The 21,244-nt window shown below is 61.3% G+C and carries 18 protein-coding genes; 11 read left to right on the top strand and 7 right to left on the bottom strand.

Going from position 1 to position 21,244, the window contains the following annotated elements; all coding sequences use genetic code 11:
* Positions 1 to 37 precede the first annotated feature (37 nt).
* From hutH to ACYU70_RS01855, 4 genes are all read left to right on the top strand, one after another.
* Positions 38 to 1,531, top strand: a complete 1,494-nt coding sequence (gene hutH, locus ACYU70_RS01870; RefSeq protein WP_342297897.1) for a histidine ammonia-lyase — start codon at positions 38 to 40, stop codon at positions 1,529 to 1,531.
* A 462-nt stretch (positions 1,532 to 1,993) separates the two neighbouring features.
* Complete coding sequence (locus tag ACYU70_RS01865; protein ID WP_342297898.1) at positions 1,994 to 3,640, top strand: T9SS type B sorting domain-containing protein; 1,647 nt, start codon at positions 1,994 to 1,996, stop codon at positions 3,638 to 3,640.
* A 120-nt stretch (positions 3,641 to 3,760) separates the two neighbouring features.
* Positions 3,761 to 4,099, top strand: coding sequence for a YbaB/EbfC family nucleoid-associated protein (locus ACYU70_RS01860; RefSeq protein WP_198070429.1), 339 nt, complete (start codon positions 3,761 to 3,763; stop codon positions 4,097 to 4,099).
* Complete coding sequence (locus tag ACYU70_RS01855; protein ID WP_342297899.1) at positions 4,089 to 5,141, top strand: glycosyltransferase family 2 protein; 1,053 nt, start codon at positions 4,089 to 4,091, stop codon at positions 5,139 to 5,141. The genes ACYU70_RS01860 and ACYU70_RS01855 overlap by 11 nt, the downstream gene beginning before the upstream one ends.
* A gap of 218 nt (positions 5,142 to 5,359) precedes the next feature.
* On the opposite strand, the gene ACYU70_RS01850 is transcribed toward ACYU70_RS01855, so the two are convergent.
* Complete coding sequence (locus ACYU70_RS01850; protein WP_046242767.1) at positions 5,360 to 5,578, bottom strand: PspC domain-containing protein; 219 nt, start codon at positions 5,576 to 5,578, stop codon at positions 5,360 to 5,362.
* A gap of 162 nt (positions 5,579 to 5,740) precedes the next feature.
* On the opposite strand from ACYU70_RS01850, the gene ACYU70_RS01845 reads away from it, so the two are divergent.
* Together ACYU70_RS01845 and ACYU70_RS01840 are read left to right on the top strand one after the other, a co-directional pair.
* Complete coding sequence (locus ACYU70_RS01845) at positions 5,741 to 7,549, top strand: tetratricopeptide repeat protein (protein ID WP_342297903.1); 1,809 nt, start codon at positions 5,741 to 5,743, stop codon at positions 7,547 to 7,549.
* Positions 7,550 to 7,632: 83 nt separating this feature from the next.
* Positions 7,633 to 8,616, top strand: coding sequence for a pyruvate dehydrogenase complex E1 component subunit beta (locus ACYU70_RS01840; RefSeq protein ID WP_342297904.1), 984 nt, complete (start codon positions 7,633 to 7,635; stop codon positions 8,614 to 8,616).
* 75 nt (positions 8,617 to 8,691) lie between these two features.
* On the opposite strand, the gene ACYU70_RS01835 is transcribed toward ACYU70_RS01840, so the two are convergent.
* Positions 8,692 to 10,101 carry a hypothetical protein gene (locus ACYU70_RS01835; RefSeq protein ID WP_460615873.1) on the bottom strand — a complete coding sequence of 470 codons (1,410 nt, stop codon included), beginning with the start codon at positions 10,099 to 10,101 and terminating at the stop codon, positions 8,692 to 8,694.
* 157 nt (positions 10,102 to 10,258) lie between these two features.
* Here ACYU70_RS01835 and ACYU70_RS01830 point away from each other — a divergent pair, with 157 nt between their 5' ends.
* The gene (locus ACYU70_RS01830) at positions 10,259 to 10,828 is read left to right on the top strand and encodes a DinB family protein (protein WP_342299641.1); all 570 of its coding nucleotides are present in this window, start codon (positions 10,259 to 10,261) and stop codon (positions 10,826 to 10,828) included.
* A 78-nt stretch (positions 10,829 to 10,906) separates the two neighbouring features.
* On the opposite strand, the gene ACYU70_RS01825 is transcribed toward ACYU70_RS01830, so the two are convergent.
* Both ACYU70_RS01825 and ACYU70_RS01820 read right to left on the bottom strand, forming a co-directional pair.
* Positions 10,907 to 11,335 carry an acyl-CoA thioesterase gene (locus ACYU70_RS01825; protein ID WP_342299640.1) on the bottom strand — a complete coding sequence of 143 codons (429 nt, stop codon included), beginning with the start codon at positions 11,333 to 11,335 and terminating at the stop codon, positions 10,907 to 10,909.
* 95 nt (positions 11,336 to 11,430) lie between these two features.
* A complete protein-coding gene (locus ACYU70_RS01820; protein WP_342299638.1) occupies positions 11,431 to 12,174 on the bottom strand; it encodes a class I SAM-dependent methyltransferase in 744 nt (247 codons plus the stop codon).
* 153 nt (positions 12,175 to 12,327) lie between these two features.
* Between ACYU70_RS01820 and ACYU70_RS01815 the strand changes: the two genes are divergently transcribed.
* Positions 12,328 to 12,504 carry a DUF2256 domain-containing protein gene (locus ACYU70_RS01815; protein WP_342299637.1) on the top strand — a complete coding sequence of 59 codons (177 nt, stop codon included), beginning with the start codon at positions 12,328 to 12,330 and terminating at the stop codon, positions 12,502 to 12,504.
* Between the two features lie 90 nt (positions 12,505 to 12,594).
* The gene (locus ACYU70_RS01810) at positions 12,595 to 12,888 is read left to right on the top strand and encodes a hypothetical protein (protein WP_342299635.1); all 294 of its coding nucleotides are present in this window, start codon (positions 12,595 to 12,597) and stop codon (positions 12,886 to 12,888) included.
* Positions 12,889 to 12,990: 102 nt separating this feature from the next.
* On the opposite strand, the gene ACYU70_RS01805 is transcribed toward ACYU70_RS01810, so the two are convergent.
* The 3 genes from ACYU70_RS01805 to ffh all read right to left on the bottom strand — a co-directional run bounded on the left by ACYU70_RS01805 (position 12,991) and on the right by ffh (position 16,243).
* Positions 12,991 to 13,824, bottom strand: a complete 834-nt coding sequence (locus tag ACYU70_RS01805) for a molybdopterin-dependent oxidoreductase (RefSeq protein ID WP_342299633.1) — start codon at positions 13,822 to 13,824, stop codon at positions 12,991 to 12,993.
* A 15-nt stretch (positions 13,825 to 13,839) separates the two neighbouring features.
* Positions 13,840 to 14,565 (bottom strand): cytochrome b/b6 domain-containing protein, encoded by a 726-nt coding sequence (locus tag ACYU70_RS01800; RefSeq protein ID WP_342299632.1) that lies wholly within the window; start codon positions 14,563 to 14,565, stop codon positions 13,840 to 13,842.
* 313 nt (positions 14,566 to 14,878) lie between these two features.
* Entirely contained in the window at positions 14,879 to 16,243 is a 1,365-nt protein-coding gene (gene ffh, locus ACYU70_RS01795; RefSeq protein WP_342299630.1) for a signal recognition particle protein, read from the bottom strand.
* A 157-nt stretch (positions 16,244 to 16,400) separates the two neighbouring features.
* On the opposite strand from ffh, the gene ACYU70_RS01790 reads away from it, so the two are divergent.
* Both ACYU70_RS01790 and ACYU70_RS01785 read left to right on the top strand, forming a co-directional pair.
* Complete coding sequence (locus ACYU70_RS01790; protein WP_342299629.1) at positions 16,401 to 17,720, top strand: glycosyltransferase family 4 protein; 1,320 nt, start codon at positions 16,401 to 16,403, stop codon at positions 17,718 to 17,720.
* A 55-nt stretch (positions 17,721 to 17,775) separates the two neighbouring features.
* Positions 17,776 to 21,177, top strand: a complete 3,402-nt coding sequence (locus ACYU70_RS01785; protein ID WP_342299626.1) for a T9SS type A sorting domain-containing protein — start codon at positions 17,776 to 17,778, stop codon at positions 21,175 to 21,177.
* The last annotated feature ends 67 nt before the right edge of the window (positions 21,178 to 21,244 follow it).

The raw sequence follows: 21,244 nt of genomic DNA, 5'->3' as shown, positions 1-21,244 counted from the left end.
CTTTGTTGCCCCCAACTTCACCACCCGCCCCTTTTTAATGCCCACCCACACCATTTCGCCCGCGCAGCCCCTCACCCTGGCCGCGCTGGCTGCCCTGCTGGCCGACAGCCGCCCCGTCGAGCTCGGCACCGACGCTAAGGCCCAGATTGCCGCCTGCCACACCTACCTCCACGAGCGTCTGGCCCACGACGACCAGCCGATTTACGGCATCAATACCGGCTTCGGCTCCTTGTATAATGTGGGCATTGCCCCCCAGGAGCGCACCCAATTGCAGGTAAATTTGATGATGTCGCACGCCTGCGGCACCGGGGCCGAAGTTCCGCAAAACCTTGTACGCCTCATGCTTTTCCTCAAGGCCCAGAGCCTGAGCTACGGCCACAGCGGCGTGCAGGTGACTACCGCCGAGCGCCTTGTGGCCATGTACAACCGCGAAATGCTGCCCGTGGTGTACGAGCAGGGCAGTCTCGGAGCCTCCGGCGATTTGGCCCCGCTGGCCCACCTCTGCCTGCCACTTTTAGGGTTGGGCGAAGTCAATTACCAGGGCTACCGCCTCAGCGCCGAAGACGCCATGAGCCTCTTCAGCTGGGAGCCACTGACCCTGCAAGCCAAGGAAGGCCTGGCCCTGCTCAACGGCACCCAGTTTATGCTGGCCTACGCTGTGGATGGCGTGCTACGCGCCCAGCGCCTGGCGGCCGCGGCCGATGTCATCGGGGCACTTTCCACCGAAGCGTTTGGCGGCTGCACGCATCCATTTAATGAGAACCTGCACCGCATCCGGCCCCACGCGGGGCAGGTGCTGGTGGCCAAGCGCCTGCGCGAGCTGCTGGCCGGCTCCGAGCTGCAAACCCAGCCCCGCCTGGCCGTGCAGGACCCCTACTCCTTCCGCTGCCAGCCGCAGGTGCACGGGGCCTCACGCGATGCCCTGGCCTACGTGGCCCAGGTGGTCGAAACCGAGTGCAACTCCGTCACCGACAACCCCAACATCTTCCCCGACGAAGACCTGATTCTGAGCGGCGGCAACTTCCACGGCCAGCCCCTGGCCCTGGCCCTCGACCACCTCGCCATTGCCATGGCCGAGCTGGGCAGCATCTCGGAGCGCCGCACCTACCAGCTCATTTCCGGCCAGCGCGGCCTGCCTACTTACTTGGTGGCCGAGCCCGGCCTGAACTCCGGCCTGATGATTCCGCAGTACACCGCCGCCGGCATCGTGAGCCAGAACAAGCAGCTTTGCACCCCCGCCTCGGTCGACAGCATCGTGAGCAGCAACGGCCAGGAAGACCACGTGAGCATGGGTGCCAACGCCGCCACCAAGGCCCGCCGCGTCATCGAAAACGTGGAGCAGGTGCTGGGCATCGAACTGCTTACGGCCGTACAGGCGCTGGCCTTCCGCCGCCCCGGCCGCACCTCCGAGGCGCTGGAGCGCGTAGTGGAAGCCTTCGGGCAGGAAGTAAAATTCGTGGTGCGCGACCGGGTACTGTACCCGGATTTGCACAAAGCCGCCGCCTTCGTCCGTAAGTTTGACTGGCAATAAAGCGGGCTGTTTCGGCGTAATGCCACCGATTGCGGCACCTTTTGATAAGGTTTGCGGTCAGGAGTTCATGCGGCCCAAGCAATGCCGCACGTCTTGTTACGAGTACAGCTTATGAAGTTGGTGAACCGCTGCTTTTTTCTTCTTTGCCTTTGGAGCACCTTGGCCCAGGCACAGACGAACCCCTGTGCCCGCCCCAACCAGGTTCAGTTGAGTTGCACGTTTCGGGCCGTCGATATAATTAGCAACAGCTATGTTGATGCATTTTGCGTGGGAAGGCCAGTTCGGTTTGAACAATGCCCCGGCCGCAATATTCCGTTAGACAAGCTAAGCTATGGCGTCCTGCCAGGAACAGATGCGACATACATCAACGCAAATCCGCGTTGCTTTCCAACCAATTATCTGCCCTATACCTACACGCCCACGGCAGCCGGGCCGGTTACAGTTTCGGAACTGGCAAATGAAGTGGGAAAAGACACGTATTACATCCGCAACTTCAAGGTTTACGATACCCCGCTGCCCGTCTTCACGGTAGCGCCCTGCCCCGGCGGCGCGGCCTTGGTCACCGTCACCGATTCTACTTACAACAGATATGAGGTGCAGGCTGGCACGGGCACGAGCCAGCCCATTGCGTATAACCAGCCGCTGTTTGTGCCCTTAATGGGCGCTACTTCCGTCACCGTCACGGGCCGTTACAAGGATAATAACGTGTGCGAACGAACCGCCACCCAGCCCGTAGGCACATTGGCTCCGGCCGTAAAACCAACTCTCACCAGCCTCACGCTCAGTGCCCCACTGCCCAGCGGCACGGCCACGCTGGCCGTGGGCAACCTGCCGGCCGGCTACCGCTACACCCTGCAGGTTGAAACCGGCACCGGCTTTCAGGACGTGGTGCCCCACGTGAACGTGCCGCCGGGCAGCCCCCCCTTCCCTGTGCCCGGCACGGTGAAAGGCCGCTACCGCATTGCCCGCGCCGACTATTGCGGCGGCAGCCCGGACGCCTCGTTCGAAATCGGCACGCTGAGCCTAACCGGCGCATCGGCCAGCAACCTCAACCAGCTGGTGCTGGACGATGCCAACGGCTTCCGCCCCGGCACCGCCTACACCGTCACCCGCAACGGCACGGCCATCAACACACTCACCCGCACAGGCGATGGCTTCGAGGATGCCGACGTGCAATGCGGCATCCGCTACACCTATGTGGTAACGGCCACGCAGCCGGGCGGCGGGGTGGCTATTTCCAATCCCTTTGCCATCCGCACGGTATCAAAACTGCCGCCGCCACAGCCCCGCCTGGTGGCCAGCTTCAACCTTAATAATGTGGTGGTGCTGACGCCGACGCTGGCCACGCCCACCCTGCCCGCTGGCAGTTCACTGCACTACAGCCGTACGGCTGGCAGCGGCGCACCGACCGATTTCGGCAAACCCGTCGCCTCGCTACGTGCGCCCCGCGATTCCACCGACCTGGCTACCCTCAAAGCCAGCCCGCCCTGCTACTCGGTGCGCCTCGTGGATTTCTGCGGCAACATCTCGCCCGCCAGCCCGGCCACCTGCCCGGCCATCCTCTCGGCCAGCGCCGCCGATGCCGACGGCAGCACCACCGCCCTCACCTGGACGGCCTTCACCGGCCCCGACCCCGCTATTCCGGCCACCTACACCCTCCAGCGTCTCGCCGCCGATGGCTCCATACTGAGCACCGTAGCCATGACGGGCAATACGTATACCGACCTCACCCCGCCCACCGACCGCCAGGTGCTGCGCTACCGCCTGCAAATCAGTGGGGCAGGTTTGCCGACCGGCACGTTCAGCTATTCCAACCTGGCCAGCCTCACGCGGCAGCTAACGCTCACCATTCCCACCGCCTTCACGCCCAATGGCGACGGCCTGAACGACGTACTCGAAGTAAAGGGCAAGTACCTGAACAACTACACCTTCGTGGTGGTGGACCGCAACGGTCAGGAGGTTTTTCGCGGTACCCAGCGCAGCGAAACCTGGGACGGCACCATCAGAGGCCACGCCCCGGTGCTGGGCGCGTATGTGTGGCGCTTTCAGCAGAATAACGAGGACGGCCAGCCATTCTCAGCCACGGGCTCGGTTACCATTCTGAAATAAAACCACGCCCCACCGCCACCTTTGCGGGGAATTTCAGTCAATACCGACGCTGTGAGGCATCCTTTTTGGCCTTCTTCCTGTTCACTGACAACGGACAACTAATAACTGACAACTAGCAATATGGCATTCGACATCACCGGCATGATGGGCAAAGTGAAAGAGCTGCAAGACAAGATGCAGCAGGCCCAGCAGGAAATCCAGCACATCACCGCCACGGGCGAAGCCGGCGGCGGCATGGTGCGCGCCACGGCCAACGGCCACCGCAAAATCCTCAAGCTCGAAATCGACGAAACCCTCCTCACCCCGCAGGACCGTGACATGCTGGCTGACCTCGTGGTAGCCGCCGTGAACAAGGCCCTCGACGAAGCCGCCGAACTGGCCCGCCAGGAGCTCCAGCGCAAAACCAGCGGCCTGATGCCCAACGTACCCGGCCTCGATTTGAGCGGTTTTGGGGCCTAACACTGCGGCCCCGGCCGGCGCCTGCGCCGACGTGGCCATCGTCATCCTGAACTGGAACGGCGCGAAATTCCTGCACCGCTTCCTCCCCGGCGTGGTCGCCCACGCCGACGGCGCGCGCGTAATCGTGGCCGATAACGCCTCCACCGACAACTCGGTGGAGCTGCTGGCCCGAGACTTTCCGACCGTGGAGCTACTCTTGCTCGACCGCAACTGGGGCTTCTGCGAAGGCTACAACCAGGCATTAGCGCAAGTCGACAGCCCGTTTTTCGTGCTGCTGAATTCCGATGTAGAAGTCACGCTGGGCTGGCTGCGCCCGTTGCGCGGCCTGCTCGAAGCCAACCCGCGCATTGCCGCCGTGCAGCCCAAAATCCTGTCCCAAATCGACCCTACGTCATTTGAGTACGCGGGAGCCGGCGGCGGCTACCTCGACCGCTTAGCCTACCCCTTCTGCCGCGGTCGCCTCTTCGACACCCTCGAAAAAGACCTCGGCCAGTATGACGACCCACGCCCCGTGGCTTGGGCTACCGGGGCCTGCCTCATGGTGCGGCGCACTGCTTGGCAAGCCCTTGGCGGACTAGAACCGGCCTTTTTTGCGCACATGGAGGAAATCGACTTCTGCTGGCGGCTGCAGAATGCCGGCCACGAAGTCTGGTACCACGGTGGCAGCGCTGTGCAGCACGTCGGCGGCGGCACTCTGCACAAAACCAACCCCCGCAAAACGTATTTGAACTTCCGCAACGGCTTGGCTTTGCTTTACAAAAACGCCGCGCCCGGCGAGTTGTACGGCCCCATGTTCCAGCGCCTCGTCCTAGATGGCGTGGCGGGCTTGCGATTTTTACTGAGCGGGCAATTGGGGAATTTCTGGGCCGTGCTACGGGCGCATTTCAGCTTCTATGGCAGCTTTGGCTACTGGCAGAAGAAGCGTCGGGCCGCCCGGCCGCACCTGCGGGTGCGAGACCGCGCTGGGGTGTATGATGGCAGCTTGGTGTGGGCGTATTTTGGAAAAGGCAAGCGCAAGTTCAGCGAGTTAGGGCTGAAATAAAGAAGTCTGTCATTGCGAGTAGAGCGCAGCGGAACGCGGCAATCCGTCCTCCCGATGCGACTAGCCCTGAGATGTGACGAACCTTATAAAAAAGCCCCGACATAAAAAAGCCCCGACTCTAATCCAGAGCCGGGGCTTTTCACATAATTAAAGCTTGTTGCCAAGAGAGGACAGATTGCCGCGTTCCGCTGCGCTCCACTCGCAATGACAGATGCCATTTACAAATCCCAAACGGTGCTGCGCTGCTGGCGCATGGCGCGCCGCACATTCATCCAAAACGCCCCAGCGAAATAAAGCACGATGGGCGAGCCAAACGTGAAAAACGAGGCATACACGAACGACAGCCGGACGCTGCGGGTGCTGAAGCCCCACTTCTGCGCCAGGGCCGAGCACAGGCCAAAGGACTGCGTTTCGAGGTAGTCGGTGAAGCGTTTCATGGGAAATAAGGGCTGGCCAAAAACAGTTTCTCTGGGCTAAGATAAGGCACTCACCAGGCAAGGGCAACCCGCCCGGTGTAATTTCGCCCCTCGGAAGCCGACTAATTTTGGGGCTTCTACGTTAGAAAGGGCGGTTTTTGTTTTCCCACCTCAGGTGTTTTAATGCGTAATTATTTGCGGCCAGTGGCCCACGGGCTGCTGGCAGCCACCGTATTTTTCTCGGCCTGCACCCTGCCCCGGGTGCTGAAGCAGGCCGAAGCCGGGCGCACCGTGGTGGCCCGCCCCGCCGTGCTCACGGCCTCGGGCGAGGCCGTTCCCTTCGCCGTGGAAGCCCGCGTGCCCGCCCAACACCTGCACAAAGGCGTGGCCTACGAGCTGCTGCTGCGCTACCGCTACGAGCACGGCCTGCGCGAAGACACCCTCGGCCGCATCACCTTCACGTCGGGCAACTTCGTGTACGACGACGAGCACAAGGGCCAACTCCTCGCCACTCAAAAATTTACCCTGCCCAACACGCCCGGCCGCAATCCCGGTGAGCTGCTGGCCCACGCCCAGGTGCGCGAGCTGAAAAAGAACGGCAAAATCCTCCGCGCCCCCGCCGACGTGCGCGTGGCCCGCGGCATTGCCGACCCCGCCCGCCTGGTGGTGCGCGAAGACACTGCCCTGGCGCTACTGCCCGAGCGCGCCAGCAACAACATGAGCGGCACCCGCGTCCTGCCCTTCTTCTTCGATGAGGACAAGTGGTTTATCCGGGGCTACCTGGGCACTAACGTGGCCGCCCTCGAAGACCTGATTGACGCCAACCAGCACACCCGGCAGGTGCTCATCATCGCGGGCCACTCGCCCGACTCCACCGACGCCCACAACCGCTTGCTGGCCAGTAAACGCGTTCGGATGCTGCTCTACTACTACAAGCAGCGCGTGAAAAACTTCTCTTATCTCAATAAGAACGAGGAAATTCGCTACGACACACTGGCCTACGTGCGCAAGTGGGACACCTTCCTGCAAAAAGTCACGACCTCGGCCCTGAAAGCCGACCAGATTGACTCCGTCGTCACCCTAATCAACGACACCAAGGGCACTTTCGAGCAGAAGGAAAAGGCCCTGCACCGGCTTTCTTCCTTCGATTACATCGAGCAGTATATCTACCCCGTGCTGCGTTTCGGCACCGTGGCCGTCACCTACACCGCCCCCAAGCGCTACGATTCGGAAGTGTATCTGCTCTCAAAAAAGATTGTCGAGAAACAAATCGAAACCGATGCCCTCACCCCCGAGGAGCTGCGCTATTCCGCTACCCTCACGCCTTTATTAGCTGAAAAACAACGCATCTACGAAGTCTCAGCCGCCAATACCAACAGCTGGGAAGCCTTCCACAACCTGGGTGTGGTGCTGCTGATGCGCGCCGAAAAAGAGCCCACCGATAAAATCCAGAAGGCCTACTACCGCCGCGCGGCCGTCAACTTCACGCTGGCCGCCCATCGCAACCCCACGGCCGAGTTCTTCTACCACGCCGCCACCGCCTACCACCGCGCCGGCGACCGCCTCGAAGCCCTCCAGAACTACGACTACGCCATCAAGCTGGGCGGCCCGCGCCCGCTGCTGCGCAAAATTTTCTCCGACCGCGCCGCGCTGGAAATCGAAGTCGGCCAACCCGACGAGGCGCTGCGCAGCCTGCAATACGCCGGTCCCAGCTACCAGAACGCCCTCAATCGCGCCCTCATCGAAGTAGGCCGCGAGCACTACGAGCTGGCCAAGGAACAGTACCAGCTGGCCCAAACCCTGCGCCCCACGGCCGCCGCGCCCATTTATGGCTTTGCCGTAGTAGCCGCCCGCCAGAAAAACGAAGCCGCCGTGGGCACCTTCCTCAAGCAGGCCGTGGCCCTCGACCGTGCCTACGCCCAGCGCGCCGTGGAGGACCTGGAGTTTCAGGATTACGCGCAGGGCAAGGTATTTCGCGATGCCCTCAAGTAAGCGCCAATTAGCTTTGGCCCAACGCCCGTGCCTGTCGTAGCTTTGCCAAACGGCTGAAAACCGGCTTTACCCTAAAGAAAACCATGCGTCAAATTCAATTCCGTGAGGCCTTGCGCGAGGCCCTGTCCGAGGAAATGCGCCGCGACCCGCGGGTGTTCCTCATGGGCGAAGAAGTGGCCGAGTACAACGGCGCCTACAAAGTAAGCCAGGGCATGCTCGACGAGTTCGGCCCTGAGCGCGTGATTGACACCCCGATTGCCGAGCTGGGCTTTGCCGGCATCGGCGTAGGCGCGGCTGCTAACGGGCTGATTCCCATCATCGAGTTCATGACCTTCAATTTCTCGTTGGTGGCTATCGACCAGGTAATTAACTCGGCCGCCAAGCTCTATTCGATGTCGGGCGGACAGTACTCCTGCCCCATCGTGTTCCGTGGCCCCACAGGCAATGCCGGCATGCTCAGCAGCCAGCACTCGCAGAACTTCGAGAACTGGTTTGCCAACACCCCCGGCCTGAAAGTAGTGATTCCCTCGAACCCCTACGATGCCAAGGGCCTGCTGAAATCAGCCATCCGCGACCCCGACCCGGTGATTTTCATGGAGTCGGAGCTGATGTACGGCGACAAGGGCGAAGTGCCCGAAGAAGAGTACCTGCTCGAAATCGGCAAAGCCAACATCGTGCGCCAGGGCAAGCACGTCACGCTCGTGAGCTTCGGCAAAATGATGAAAATCGCCTACGCTGCCGCTGACGAATTGCTCAAAGAAGGCATCGAAGCCGAAGTAATCGACCTGCGCTCGGTGCGCCCGATTGACTACGACACGCTCATCACCTCGGTGAAGAAAACTAACCGCATGGTGGTTATCGAAGAGGCCTGGCCGCTGGCCAGCATCTCGGGCGAGCTGGCCTACATCGTGCAGCGCCGCGCCTTCGATTATCTCGACGCGCCCGTCATCCGCATCACCTGCGCCGACGTGCCCCTGCCCTACGCCCCCACCCTCATCGAAGCCTCGCTGCCCAACGTGGCCCGCGTGGTGAAGGCCGTGAAGGAAGTGACCTACGCCAAGGTGTAAGACTGAATTATGATAATTGAAAGGCCCCGTTAGCGAAAGCTGACGGGGCCTTTTTAATGTTGATGCGAGAGGCTATTATTCCTGCGGTGCCTCACTCGGCGGGCGCAGTTGCCCGGCGGTGGCTTCGGATAATTGCCAGCAGCCCCATAGCCAGCCGACGGCAACCACAGTAAAGGCAATCCGACGCACAGGAGTGCCGGACCCAAGCCACCATGCACCCGGCTGCCACGTACCCGCAACCACCGTGAGCACCAGCAGATGCAGCGGCAGCAGAAACCGGCACTCCATGAGCGTGGGCAGCACCAGCAGGCACGGCAGTAGCAATGCCAGAAGCGTGCCCACTGCCACGGGCTTCCACGTCGCCCGGCGGTTTTTCAGCCATGTGGATAAAGCCAGCCATGTGCCTAAGCCCAGCAGCGCATAGTTCAGCAGCCGCAACGACGCCTGCCCCGGCGGGTGTAGCTGCCGGGGATAGGGCGTTGGGAAGCGAATATCCAAGCCGTTGAACAGGTGGCGGAGGTAGCGCCCGCTGCTGGCAACCGGCTGGTGCAGCGCAAACTGCACGTACTGTCCGTAGCTGTTAAATCGGTGGCCGGGCTCACCTAGCAGGGCATACTGCCCGGCGGAATCGGCGTAAACCAGCGAACGGGGAATTTCCGGCACCAGACTAGATTCGTAGCGTTGGAAAGCGGTACCCCAAGTCAGCTGCATCAAATAGAGCGGCGCGGTGCCGGGCAGCCGGGCTAGCACCAGCGGGGTCGGGGTTTGAAAATGCCGCAGGTTGATGAGCAGCTGCGGCAGCCACAGCAGTGTCAGCCCGACCGCCAGCCCCACCCCACGCCGCCAGAGTACCGGGCGGGAGCCGGAGCCCGGCTGAGACTTTCGCAGCAACAGCCATAGCATGCCCGGCGCACTGGCCAGGTAAATGGGCCGGATATTAATGGCCGCCGCCAGCATCAAGCCGGCTACTGCGGCCCAACCCCAGCCGCGCCGCGACAGGGCCGCCAGGCCTAGCAGCAGCAATGCCAGCGCGGGCACATCACTGAGGGTAAAGTTGAAATAGTCGCGCCAGAAAATCAACGTGAGCCCGAGCAGCACCAGCCAGCGGCCGCCGCTCAGGGCGCGGCCCGTGGCTTGCGCCCATAGCTGCGGCACAGCCACGCCGAACAGTATCGCCGCCCAGCCCGCCCCCAACACCCGCGCCCCGGTGAGCATCGACCAGCCCGTGAAGTGGCACAGCAGCCGCGCCGGCAGCACCAGCAGCGGCCCCAGGTAGCCTCGCAGCGGAGTATCAAAAGCCAGAAGCGAAAACCCGCCGCTCTGCGTGAATTTCAGCGACAACTCCCAGTATTCAGCCGCATCGAAGCGGAACTGGTTAACTGTGTAGCCGCTCAGGGGCAGATAAGCGGCGTAGAGTGCCAACACGGCCAGCACCCGCCAGCGGGCAGGCCATGGGGCCGAGAGGAACGAGAAACGAATGGGCATGAGTGCTGCAAAACTAGGTACCGGCCGGAGCATACGCATTGCCCCAGTTTATCAGGCCAAATACGCCACCCAAATCCGGCCGCGAAACCAATCAGATTGTCGCCGTACCTTTTACCCCTGCTCTGCCGTAAGGCTCTTTTTCATCCTCCCCACCCGCATGAATCACCGCCTTCACCTCAAATTTGAACAGCTCGAACGGGCCACTGAGCACCTATTGGCTTCGGCCGAAGCGCTGGGGCCGGACCAGAACACCGCCCCCGCGCCGGGCAAATGGTCGGCGGTGCAGGTAGTGCATCACCTGTTTTTTATTGAGGATAACATCCTCAAATACGTGCAGAAGAAGCTCCAGGCGGAGGAGCTTTTGCCCAAGGTGAGCCTCTTTACCCGGCTACGGGTGCAGTTCGTGCGCCTGTTGCTGCGCCTGCCCGGCCTCAAGTTCAAAGCGCCGCGCGGGGTGGCCACCCTCACCGATACCGGCCAAGTGCCCACCCTGCCCGAAATGCGCAAGTCCTGGGAGGCATCGCGCCGGCAGCTGGAGCGCCTGCTCAACGAGTTTCCGAGCCGGCAGCAGAATCGGGCGGTGTTTCCGCACCCGCGCTCCGGCCGCATCACTATCTATCAGGTAATGGAGCACCTGGTGGACCATTTACTCCACCATCAACAGCAAATGGACCGCATTACCAAGGCGTTGCGGCCCGCCGGCAGAGTACTACCAGTAGAGGCTTAGGGCACCTGAACGAAAAACGAGAGCCCTCCGAATTGACAATTCGGAGGGCTCTCGTTTTTGCTTCTGTATCGGTTCGGTCTACTTCACCGGTGCCTCGTAAAGCGGCAGGGCGCGGAAGGCCGTGCTAAGCTCGGCGGGCGGCGTGGTGAGCTTGCGCTTGTCGAGGTCGAGCCAGGCCCCGTCCACGGCCACGGTAGCGGCTACGCGGCCATCGGCTTTGTAAATGGTGTGGGTGATGCTCCAGCGGGTGCCGTCGTCGTTCACGCTGCGCAGGCGGCTATCCACCCGAATTTCTTCGCCGATGTGGATTTCCTTGAGAAAGGTGGTTTCCTCGCGGAACAGGATGGGCCCCAGGCGCAGGCGGGCAAATTCCTTGATGTCGTAGCCCCATTCGGCCAATAAAACCAGGCGCTGGTCGGCGGCATAGTCAGCGTAAGCGGAGTGGCGCATGTGGCCGTTCGGGTCCATGTCGGCCCAGCGGGTGCGGTAAGTGATGGCGTTAGTCAAGATTTCGTTGTTAATTTTTATACTTCAGTTTTTGATTTTCAGCCGTTGCTGACGAGGCCTTTTGTTGCCAATAAATGACAACCAGCAACTGGCTGCTAACCTTTCGCTCCTTGCGGCATGAGGCGCACCAGATACTGGTCGTTCTCATCCTCGCTGAGGAATTCGGCGGTGTAGCCGGCAGTTTCGGCCGCGTCATTAAGCAGCGCGGCATCTACGAACAGCCAGGGGAAGGGCTCGCCGGTGCGGCCATCGTAGCTGAGGGTGTACTCGACTTCGCCGTAGTACGGGCCGTTGAGGTTGATGAGCAGCGCGCCGTCCTCGTCTTCGTAGAGGTAGCGCACGTCGGAGGACGTGGCCAGAATCTGGCCATCGGGGGCCAGCAGGGTGCGGGCGTGGGCCAGGAATTTGTCGAGGCCATCGAGGGTGCCGGTCAGGCCGAGGCCGTTCATGAGCAGCAGGATGGTATCGTAGGGCAGCTCGGTGGGCGGCAGCGGGGCGAATAAATCGTGGCGGGCCACGGTCCGCACGCCTCGCTCGGTCATCACCTGCACGGAGCCGGCCGATACGTCCACGGCCTTCACGTGCTGGAAGCCCCGGTTTTGCAGTTCCAGGCTGTGGCAGCCGGCCCCGGCCCCGAGGTCGAGCACGCGGCCCCGGCTTTCGTCGAGGGCCAGGCGCTCCAGTTCCGGCATTTGCAGCACGGTACGAAAAAAGTAGGCGGCGGGCAACGGCTCGTCATCGGCGGCGCTGCAATGTACGGTGACGGTAGCGCCGGCTTTGCCGTGGTGGTAGTCGAGCAGGGCCTGGCCCAGCACGTCGGGGGCGGTGGTTGTGGTCATAAGGAAATTAAAAGCGCATGTTGGGCAATGAGTTCGCGCTACGGCCGGGGTTCGGGGCAACTACGCTTCACAACCTAACAACAGTCAAAATTACCCAAAACTTCGCGCCGGGGCCGGGCGTTTGGCTACTACACCCCTGCTCAATCCCGCATTATGCTTCCAGCCAAACTCCGTAAAGGCCAGCTGCCCACCAAAATCTGCGTCACCTGCGGCCGGCCATTCGAGTACCGCAAAAAGTGGCGCGCTAACTGGGATGAGGTAAAATACTGTGGCGAAAAGTGCCAGCGCAACCGTCCCGCCTCCGGTACCACCGGCCCAGCTCCGGCTTAGCTGCGCAGCGCGGCCGTATCTTTTGGGACCGGGGCTGCGTTGAAAAGCTCCGTACACTTACCAATTCGCTGATTTTCCAGCCGCTTTTTTATGGCCTCCAACCTCGACTACCTCAATCCCAACCTCATTCCGCTGGAAGAAAAGGTGCAAGCCTTCCTGGACGCGGAAAAAGCCCTGCGCAAAGCCGCCGAAACCGCTGGCCAGAACACCGCCGCCCTGCAACAAGACCGCACCCGACTGGAGCAGGAAATTATCGCCCTGCTTCCCACCCGCGACGAATGGGTGAAAGTGAACCTCGGCTACGGCCCCAGCCGCGTGGGCGCGTGGCACGTGCCCGCCCTCGGCAGCCAGCCCGAGCGCTACGAAGTGCGCGTGGTGCATTAATAGAAATTGTCATTCCGACGAAGGAGGAATCTGAGTAGGGCCGTTTGAGCGGTTTTACTCAGATTCCTCCTTCGTCGGAATGACAATTTGCAGCGCCCGTGTCTAATGTCCCGAATCCCAGTCGTAGCCCAACTCCGCCCAATAATCTTTGGGGCGGGAATCGGCAAAGGCGATGGTGCCGATGCGCTTGAGGTGCTTGATGCCGTATTTCAGCGGCGTAACCAAACGTAAAGGCGCACCGTGGGCAGAAGTGAGCGGCTCGCCGTTCATTTCGTAGCACAGCAGCGTTTGCGGGTGCAGGGCGCTGGCTATGTCGAGGCCCACATAATATTGCTCGTCGGGCGTGAGCATGCCCACGTAGGGCGCAAGGTCGGCGGGCGGGTTTAGCGGGTCGGCCGGGCGGCCGCTGCGGGTAGCCAGCGGGTAATGGGCCAGGAAGTCAGACAGCCGCGCCCCGGCCCAGTGCACCACCACGCTCCAGCCCTCAATGCACTTGAGCTCAGTGGTCATTTCCACTTTGGGCAGGGCTTTGATGTCGGCCAGCGTAAATTCCTGGGTTTTGCCGGTGCCGTAGCCCTGCACACGCATCCGCCAGGTGGCGGGGTCCACATCGCCATCAAGCCCCACGTCGCCGTTTTCGCGGGGCGTTTTGGCACGGCTGCGGGCGAACTCGGGAGCCAGGCGCGTTTCCTTGAAATAGGCCTGGCTGAGGCGGCTATTAAAATCGAGCACCTTGCGCAACGGCCGCGGAATGCCTTCATCGGCGGGCTGCGAAATCAGCCAGCGCCAGCCCCCAATGCCGGCCAGGCCAGCCAGCCCTAACCCAATAAATGAGCGGCGCGAGCGGCGGCGGGCTTCAGCCAGCACGGCCGCTTCGGATTGCAGCGGAGCACCAGGGCCGTCGAGCGGCGCGGGCGCGGAAGAATGGTCAGTCATACCGAACAGCGGTAATTATTTGGGCGAAAGGGAAGCATCAGCGGCAGGCAGCGCCGTGGGGCCAGCCACCACCTGGTGCGTGACGGGGTCGACTTCCTCAATTTCAAAGCCGGCCACCATGGCGCGGAAATTATTCCAGCCCGCCCGCACTACCTGCGTGATATGCACGATGAAAAACAACACGTAGCCAATGGTGAGCGCGAAGTGGATGATGCGTGCAAACTCATATCCACCCAGCAATTGTGTAAGCCAGCTAAACTGTGTGGGCTTGTAAATGGCCAGCCCCGTGAGCAACGAGCCCAGTCCCATAATGATGACTGAGGTGTAGGCAATCTGCTGCGCGCCATTGAATTTGCGCACCGGCAGCGGCTTTTTGTACAGCCCGAGGTCGTGCAGCGTTACCAGAATAGCTTCTTTAAACGAATACCGGTTAGGGAGAAGGTAGCGCCATTCGCCTGAAAAGATGGTGTAGCTCACGTACAGCAGGCCGTTCAGGAAAAACACCCACATGAGCACGAAATGCCAGCTCATGCCCTGCGCCAGCTTGTGGTCGAGGTGGAAAGCCTCGTAAAACGACTGCGGGAAGAACTTGACCAGTGTGGTCTTGCCCCAGCCCAGACGGTACACGTCATTGGCCCAGTATATCCACATCCCGCTCCAAATCATGAGGCTGAGAACGGGGAAGTTGACCCAGTGAAACCAGCGAATGGCCAGCGGGTGCTTTTCAACAAGCTGCTTCATAAAACCACAAAAGGTGCAACAGAACGAACGCAAGGTACGCCGGGCCTCAACACCCGCTCCTTTCCCAGCCTGACGCGGACAGGGCGGCTTCCTTACACAATGCACCAAAAAAAAGAGGCACCCCAAAGGGATGCCTCTTTCCATACCAAAACACCTTAAAAAACTATTCTTTCACGAGGATGCCAACAAGAATTGCACCAAAAAATTCCCGCATCCGCAGATTTTATTAAAATAGCCTAATTTTCAGCCCCTTGAAATCATAAAAAAGGCCCGGACACAACGCCCGGGCCTTTCTTCAATTGGTATTGAGGGCTTAGCGCATCATGCCGCCGGGACCACCTTTCATGCCACCCATCATTTTGGCCATCTGGGCCATGCCACCCTTTGTCTGGCTCATTTTGTTCATGGTGCGCATCATTTTGCGCATATCCTCAAACTGCTTCATCAGCGCGTTTACCTGCTGAATATCAGTCCCGGAGCCTTTGGCCAGACGTTTTTTGCGCGAGCCGTTGATGAGGTCGGGGTTGGCCCGCTCCTGCTTGGTCATGCTCTTGATGATGGCCTCAACCGGCTTGAAAGCGTCATCGTCGATTTCCACGTCCTTCATGGCCTTGCTCATGCCCGGAATCATGCCCATCAGGTCCTTGATGTTGCCCATCTTCTTGATTTGCTCCAATTGCGAGAGGAAGTCATCGAAGTTGAACTGGTTTTTCCGAATCTTGGCGTTGATGCGCTTGGCTTCGTCCTCATCGAACTGCTGCTGAGCGCGTTCGACCAGCGAAATCACGTCGCCCATGCCCAGGATGCGCTGGGCCATGCGGTCGGGGTAGAACAGGTCCAGCGCGTCCATCTTCTCGCCCGTCGAGATGAACTTGATGGGTTTCTCCACCACGGCCCGGATGCTGAGGGCCGCGCCACCGCGCGAGTCGCCGTCGAGTTTGGTGAGCACCACGCCGTCGAAATTCAGGCGGTCGTTGAAGGTTTTGGCGGTGTTCACGGCGTCCTGGCCGGTCATCGAGTCCACCACGAACAGCGTTTCGCTGGGGTTGATGGCCGCTTTAACGGCTTCAATCTCACGCATCATCTGCTCGTCGACGGCCAGGCGGCCGGCGGTGTCGATGATGACTACTTTCTTGCCGTTTTTACGGGCGTAGTCGATGGCGTTGCGCGAGATTTCGACGGGGTTCTTGTTCTCGACTTCCGAGTACACTTCCACGCCAATCTGCTCGCCGAGCACCTTGAGTTGGTCGATAGCGGCCGGGCGGTAAACGTCGCAGGCCACTAGCAACACGTTGCGGCCCTGCTTCTTCACGTAGCTGGCCAGCTTGCCGGCGAAGGTGGTTTTGCCCGAGCCCTGCAGGCCCGAGAGGAGAATTACGGCCGGGTCGCCCTTGATGGTGATGTCCTTCTTCTCGCCGCCCATGAGCTCGGTGAGCTCATCGTAGACGATTTTGACCATGAGCTGGCCCGGCGATACGGCTGTGAGCACGTCGCGGCCCATGGCAGCCTCCTTAATTTTATCGGTTACATCCTTGGCAACCTTGTAGTTAACGTCAGCATCGACCAGCGCGCGGCGGATTTCCTTGATGGTGGCCGCGACGTTGATTTCAGAGATGCTGCCCTGGCCCTTAAGGGTTTTAATGGCCCGGTCGAGCTTGGTGGAGAGATTATCGAACATTGAATCGCTGATTTAGCGCTGATTGAACTGATTACGCTGATTTGGTGCGGGGCGGCCCCTCGGAATCAGGCTGAAACTGAACCCCAAAAGTAACCATAAAAGGCCGAAAACCGGCAGCGGGCGTACCTTCGCGGCCCGCTTTCTGTTTCCGGTTGCTGTGTCATCATCCCGCCCTCTGCGCCTGCTCGTTATCACCTACTATTGGCCGCCGTCGGGCGGGGCCGGCGTGCAGCGATGCCTCAAGTTTGTGAAGCACCTGGGCCATTTCAACGTGGAGCCCACGGTGATAACCGTGGCCGTGGACCAGGCCACCTACCCCGTGCTGGATGAAAGCCTGCTGGCAGAGGTGCCGCCCAGCGTGCGCGTCATCCGCACCAAAACCTCGGAGCCCTTTGAGAGCTACAAGAAACTGACGGGCCGCGCCGTGCCCTACGGCGGCTTTGCCAACGAAGGCAAGCCGGGCCTGATGCAGAAGGCCTTACGCTTCGTGCGGGGCAACCTGTTCATCCCGGACCCACGCCGGGGCTGGAACCGCCATGCCCTGGCCGCCGTGGAGAAACTGCTGGCCGCCGGCGAGCAGTTTGATGCCGTGCTCACGTCGTCGCCGCCGCACTCTACCCAGCTCATTGGCTTGGAGCTGAAGCGCCGCCACGGCCTGCGCTGGCTGGCCGATATGCGCGACCCCTGGACGGATATTTACTACTACAAAGACCTGCACCACACGCCCCTGGCTTCCTGGCTGGATGCGCGCTACGAGCGTCAGGTGCTGACCGAGGCCGACGCCGTGCTGGTGACCTCGCCCGAAACCAAACGGCTGTTCTCAGCCAAGCTGCCGGAGGTGCCGGCCGCGAAGTTTCACGTATTGCCCAACGGCTACGACGAATCGGATTTCCGCCAGCCCTCGCAGCCGCCCACCGATTGCCTGCGCATCACCCACACCGGCACCATCACCGAGCTCTACCATATCAACCGCCTGCTGGAAGCCGTGGCCGCCTGCGCCGCCGCTCACCCCGATGTGCCGGTGCGGCTGCGTTTCGTGGGGCAGGTTTCGGCCCAGCTGCGCGGGCAGATTGAGCAGGCCGGCCTACTGCAGCTCGCCGAATTCATTCCTTTTGTGCCGCACGATGAGTCGGTGGAATATCTGCTGAGTGCCTCTGTCCTGCTTATGGGTATTCCCGATGTGCCGCGCAATTTCGGCATCCTGCCCGGCAAGGTATTCGAATATCTGGCCGCCAATAAGCCCATTCTCTGCGTAGGCCCGGCCGGCTCCGATGCCGACAACCTGCTCCAGGAATGCGGCGCGGGCCAGGCCCTGCCTTACGAAGACACCACCCTGATGCGCGAAACGCTGGAAGCGCTGGTGGCACAGTGGCGCAGCAATCCAAGCCTCGATTTGCCGGCGGTGAGCCATTCGCGGTACTCGCGCCGGGCGCTGGCGGGGCAGTTGGCAGAACTTGTAGCATCCTATAGGAGCTAGACTTTCAACCACTTACTTTAGCCTCATTTTCCTTTCCATTCGCCTTTCCTTTTTTATGACAACACGTTTCTACCACGTCAAAATTGCGGGACTGACGCTGCTACCGAGTCTGCTGATGCTGTCAGCGGCGGCGCAGCCCATTATTACCTCCGTTTCGCCGATGGCCAATCAGAAGGCGGCGGTTCGTACCACGCCGGTAACCGTTCGTTTCAGCCAGCCGCTTCTGGCGGGTTCGGAGTCAGCCTTACGGGTTTTTAGCAGCCAGCGTGGCGGGTTGCGCACGAATACCAGTGGGACTACTGCTCTCAACAACGACCAGCTGACGTTTGCCCCCGGCTTCGATTTCCGGCCGGGCGAAACTGTGCGCGTGGGCGTAACTACTGCGGCCCGCAGCAGCGCCGGGGCGCTGGCTACGCCGCGTCTTTTCCAATTTACGGCGGCGGCCACCGGCGGCTACGGCACTTTTAGCGGCGGCTCGGACCCGGGCGTGGGTACCAGTCCTTATAATGTGACGGTGGCCGACGTGGACAATGACGGCGACCTGGACCTGCTCTCGCCCACTTTCAGCGGCGCTTCGGTTAGCGTCCGGCTCAACAATGGCAGCGGTAGCTTCAGCGGCGGGTCGAACCCCAGCGTGGGTAGCCAGCCGCGCAGCGTGACAACCGCTGATATTGACGGCGACAGCGACCTGGACCTGCTGACGGCCAATTACAACGCCAATTCCGTGAGCGTGCGCTTCAACAATGGAAGCGGCGTTTTCAGTGGCGGCACCGACTATACGGTAGGCAGCCAGCCCCAAAGTGTGACCACAGCGGACTTGGATGGCGATGGCGACCTCGACTTTCTGGTGGCCAACGGAGCCAGTGACAACGTGATGGTGCGAATGAATGATGGCGCAGGCAACTTCAGTGGCGGCTCAACCATAAGCGTTGGGACGCTTCCCTTCAATATTCAAACCGGCGACGTGGATGGCGACGGCGACTTAGACCTGCTGACCGCCAACTGGGGCACTTCCAGCTCTACGGTCAGTATTCGGTTGAACAACGGCAACGGTACCTTCAGCGGCGGTTCGGACCCCGTATTAGATAGCCGCCCGCGTTGGGTGGCGCTGGGTGACCTCGACGGGGATAACGACTTGGACTTGATGAGCGCCAACTTCGGCAGCAATAACGCCAGCGTACGCTTCAACAACGGCAGCGGCGGCTTTGGAGGCGGCACTGAATATTCAACCGGAGCCGGCCCAACCAGCATCGCGGCCGCCGACCTCGACGGCGATGCCGACCTGGATATGGTCGTGGTTAACTTTAATTCGAACAACGTAACCGTGCGCCTGAACAACGGGGCTGGTGTTTTTGGCACTAGCAGCACTGTATCAGTAGGCACTAACCCCAATGGCGTGGCTGCTGCCGACATTGATAACGACGGCGACCTGGACTTTCTTGCGGCCAACTTTGCCAGCGCCACGATTAGCGTCCGGCTTAATCAGCTTTCGGCGCTACCCGACCTCGTGGTGAGCACCCCGCAGAACGTGAACGGCACTTACGGCAACGTAACCATCACCGGCCCGGCTACGGGCGGCGCGGGCACGGCCACCCTCACCGGCGGCCTCACGGTGGTGGGCACCCTCACGATTCAGGATGGCGGCACGCTGCTGACCAACTGCCAGCCGCTGACGGGCTCGGGCAGCTTTGTGCTGGCGGCCGGCGGCACCCTGGGCATCTGCGATGCAGCTGGGATTGAGGCGACAGGTGCCGTCGGCTCGGTGCAGTTGACGGGCAGTCGCAGCTTCAGCAACGATGCCAGCTATATCTATAACGGTACCGTGGCCCAGGTGACCGGGGCTGCCCTACCCAGCCAGGTTCGCAACCTGACCACGACCAACGCCAACACCGTGACCCTGAATACGGCCGAAACGGTGATGCAGGTGCTCACGGTGGGCGGTACCGGCAATCTCGTGCTAAATGGGAAAAGCCTGACGCTGCCCTCGGGGGCGGCCGGTACGGCATTGGTGGTGAACAGCAGCACGGGCATTGTGCAGGGCAGCACGGCCCTGGTGCAGCGCTACCTCGACCGCAGCGTGAATAATGGCCTGGGCTACCGGCACTACAGCGCCCCGGTGGCAGCCACTACGGTAGCCGATTTGGCAACGCCCGGCTTCGCGCCGGTGCTGAATGCCACCTACAATACCTCGGCCACGCCAGGGTCGATTAAGCCGTTCCCCACGGTATATGGCTACGACCAGAGCCGCCTGGCCACTACCACTAATACCTCCAGCGCCTTCGATAAGGGCTGGTTTTCGCCGGCGGGTACTACCGATGCGCTGACGCCAGGCCGTGGCTATAACGTGAATATCATGGCTTCGGAAACGGTTGATTTCAATGGCACCCTTAACACCGGCGACCTGACCGTGCCGCTGGCCCGCAACACGGGCGCAACGGCCACCGATGCTGGCTGGGCCTTCGTAGGCAATCCCTACCCTGCCCCGCTCGATTGGAGCCTGGTAAACGGTACCGACCGTCCCAACCTCGACGCGGCCATGTACGTGTTCGAGAGCAGCAACCAATACCAGGGAAATTACCGCACCTACGCCAACGGCGTGGGCGGCAGCCCGCTTATTGGCAGCAGCCAGGGCTTTTTCGTGCGAGTGAGCGCGGGGCAGTCGGCAGGCAGCCTCACGTTCCGCAACGCCCAGCGCGTCACCAGTTACACCATGCAGGTACCCGTGCGCCGAGGCACTGCCGATGCCCGTCCACTGGTGCAGCTGGCCTTGCAAGGCAGCACCGGCCCGGCTGATGCGCTGTTTGTGTACGCTGAAGCCGGGGCTACTCCCGGCCTCGATTCCCAATATGATGCCGTGAAATTGCTCAATTCCAGCGGCCTGAACCTCGGTGCGCTGCCCGTCGGCAGCCTGGCCCAGGCCATTGCGGGCCTGTCCCAATTCACCGCTGCCACGGTCATGCCGCTAAGCATTGGCGTGCCCGCTGCGGGCAGCTACACGCTGAGTGCCGAGCAATTGCTCAACCTCCCCACCGGCCTGGATGCTTACTTGGTCGATGCCCAGACCAACCAGCAAATTAATCTACGCCAGCAGGCCAGCTACTCGTTCACGGTGACTGCACAGCAAGCTGCCCAAGCGCTGGTTGGGCGCTTTGAGTTGCGGTTTGGGCCGGCGGCTGGTCCATTGGCCACCAGCGCGGCACTGGCGGCTGCCGATGTAGTGCTTTACCCCAACCCGGCCCACGCTACTTTCTCAGTGCTGGTTCCTAAAATGACCAACGGCCTCCCGGCACAAGCCACCCTGTTCAATAGCCTGGGCCAGCAGGTCCGGAGCAATATTCAACTCGCTGACAGCGGTGCGGCCACAACCGTTGACGTAGCAGACTTGGCCAAAGGCGTGTACACGTTACGTATTCAGTTGGGCACGGCCGCCATCGCCAAGCGGGTAGTAGTGGAGTAATCACACTTAAGTTGACTAAAAAAGGCTTTCCAGATATCTGGAAAGCCTTTTTTGTTTCTTATGATGT

The sequence above is a fragment of the Hymenobacter segetis genome (assembly GCF_054776495.1).
Note: the sequence above shows the minus strand (reverse complement) of the source record. Positions and strands in the feature narration are given on the sequence as shown.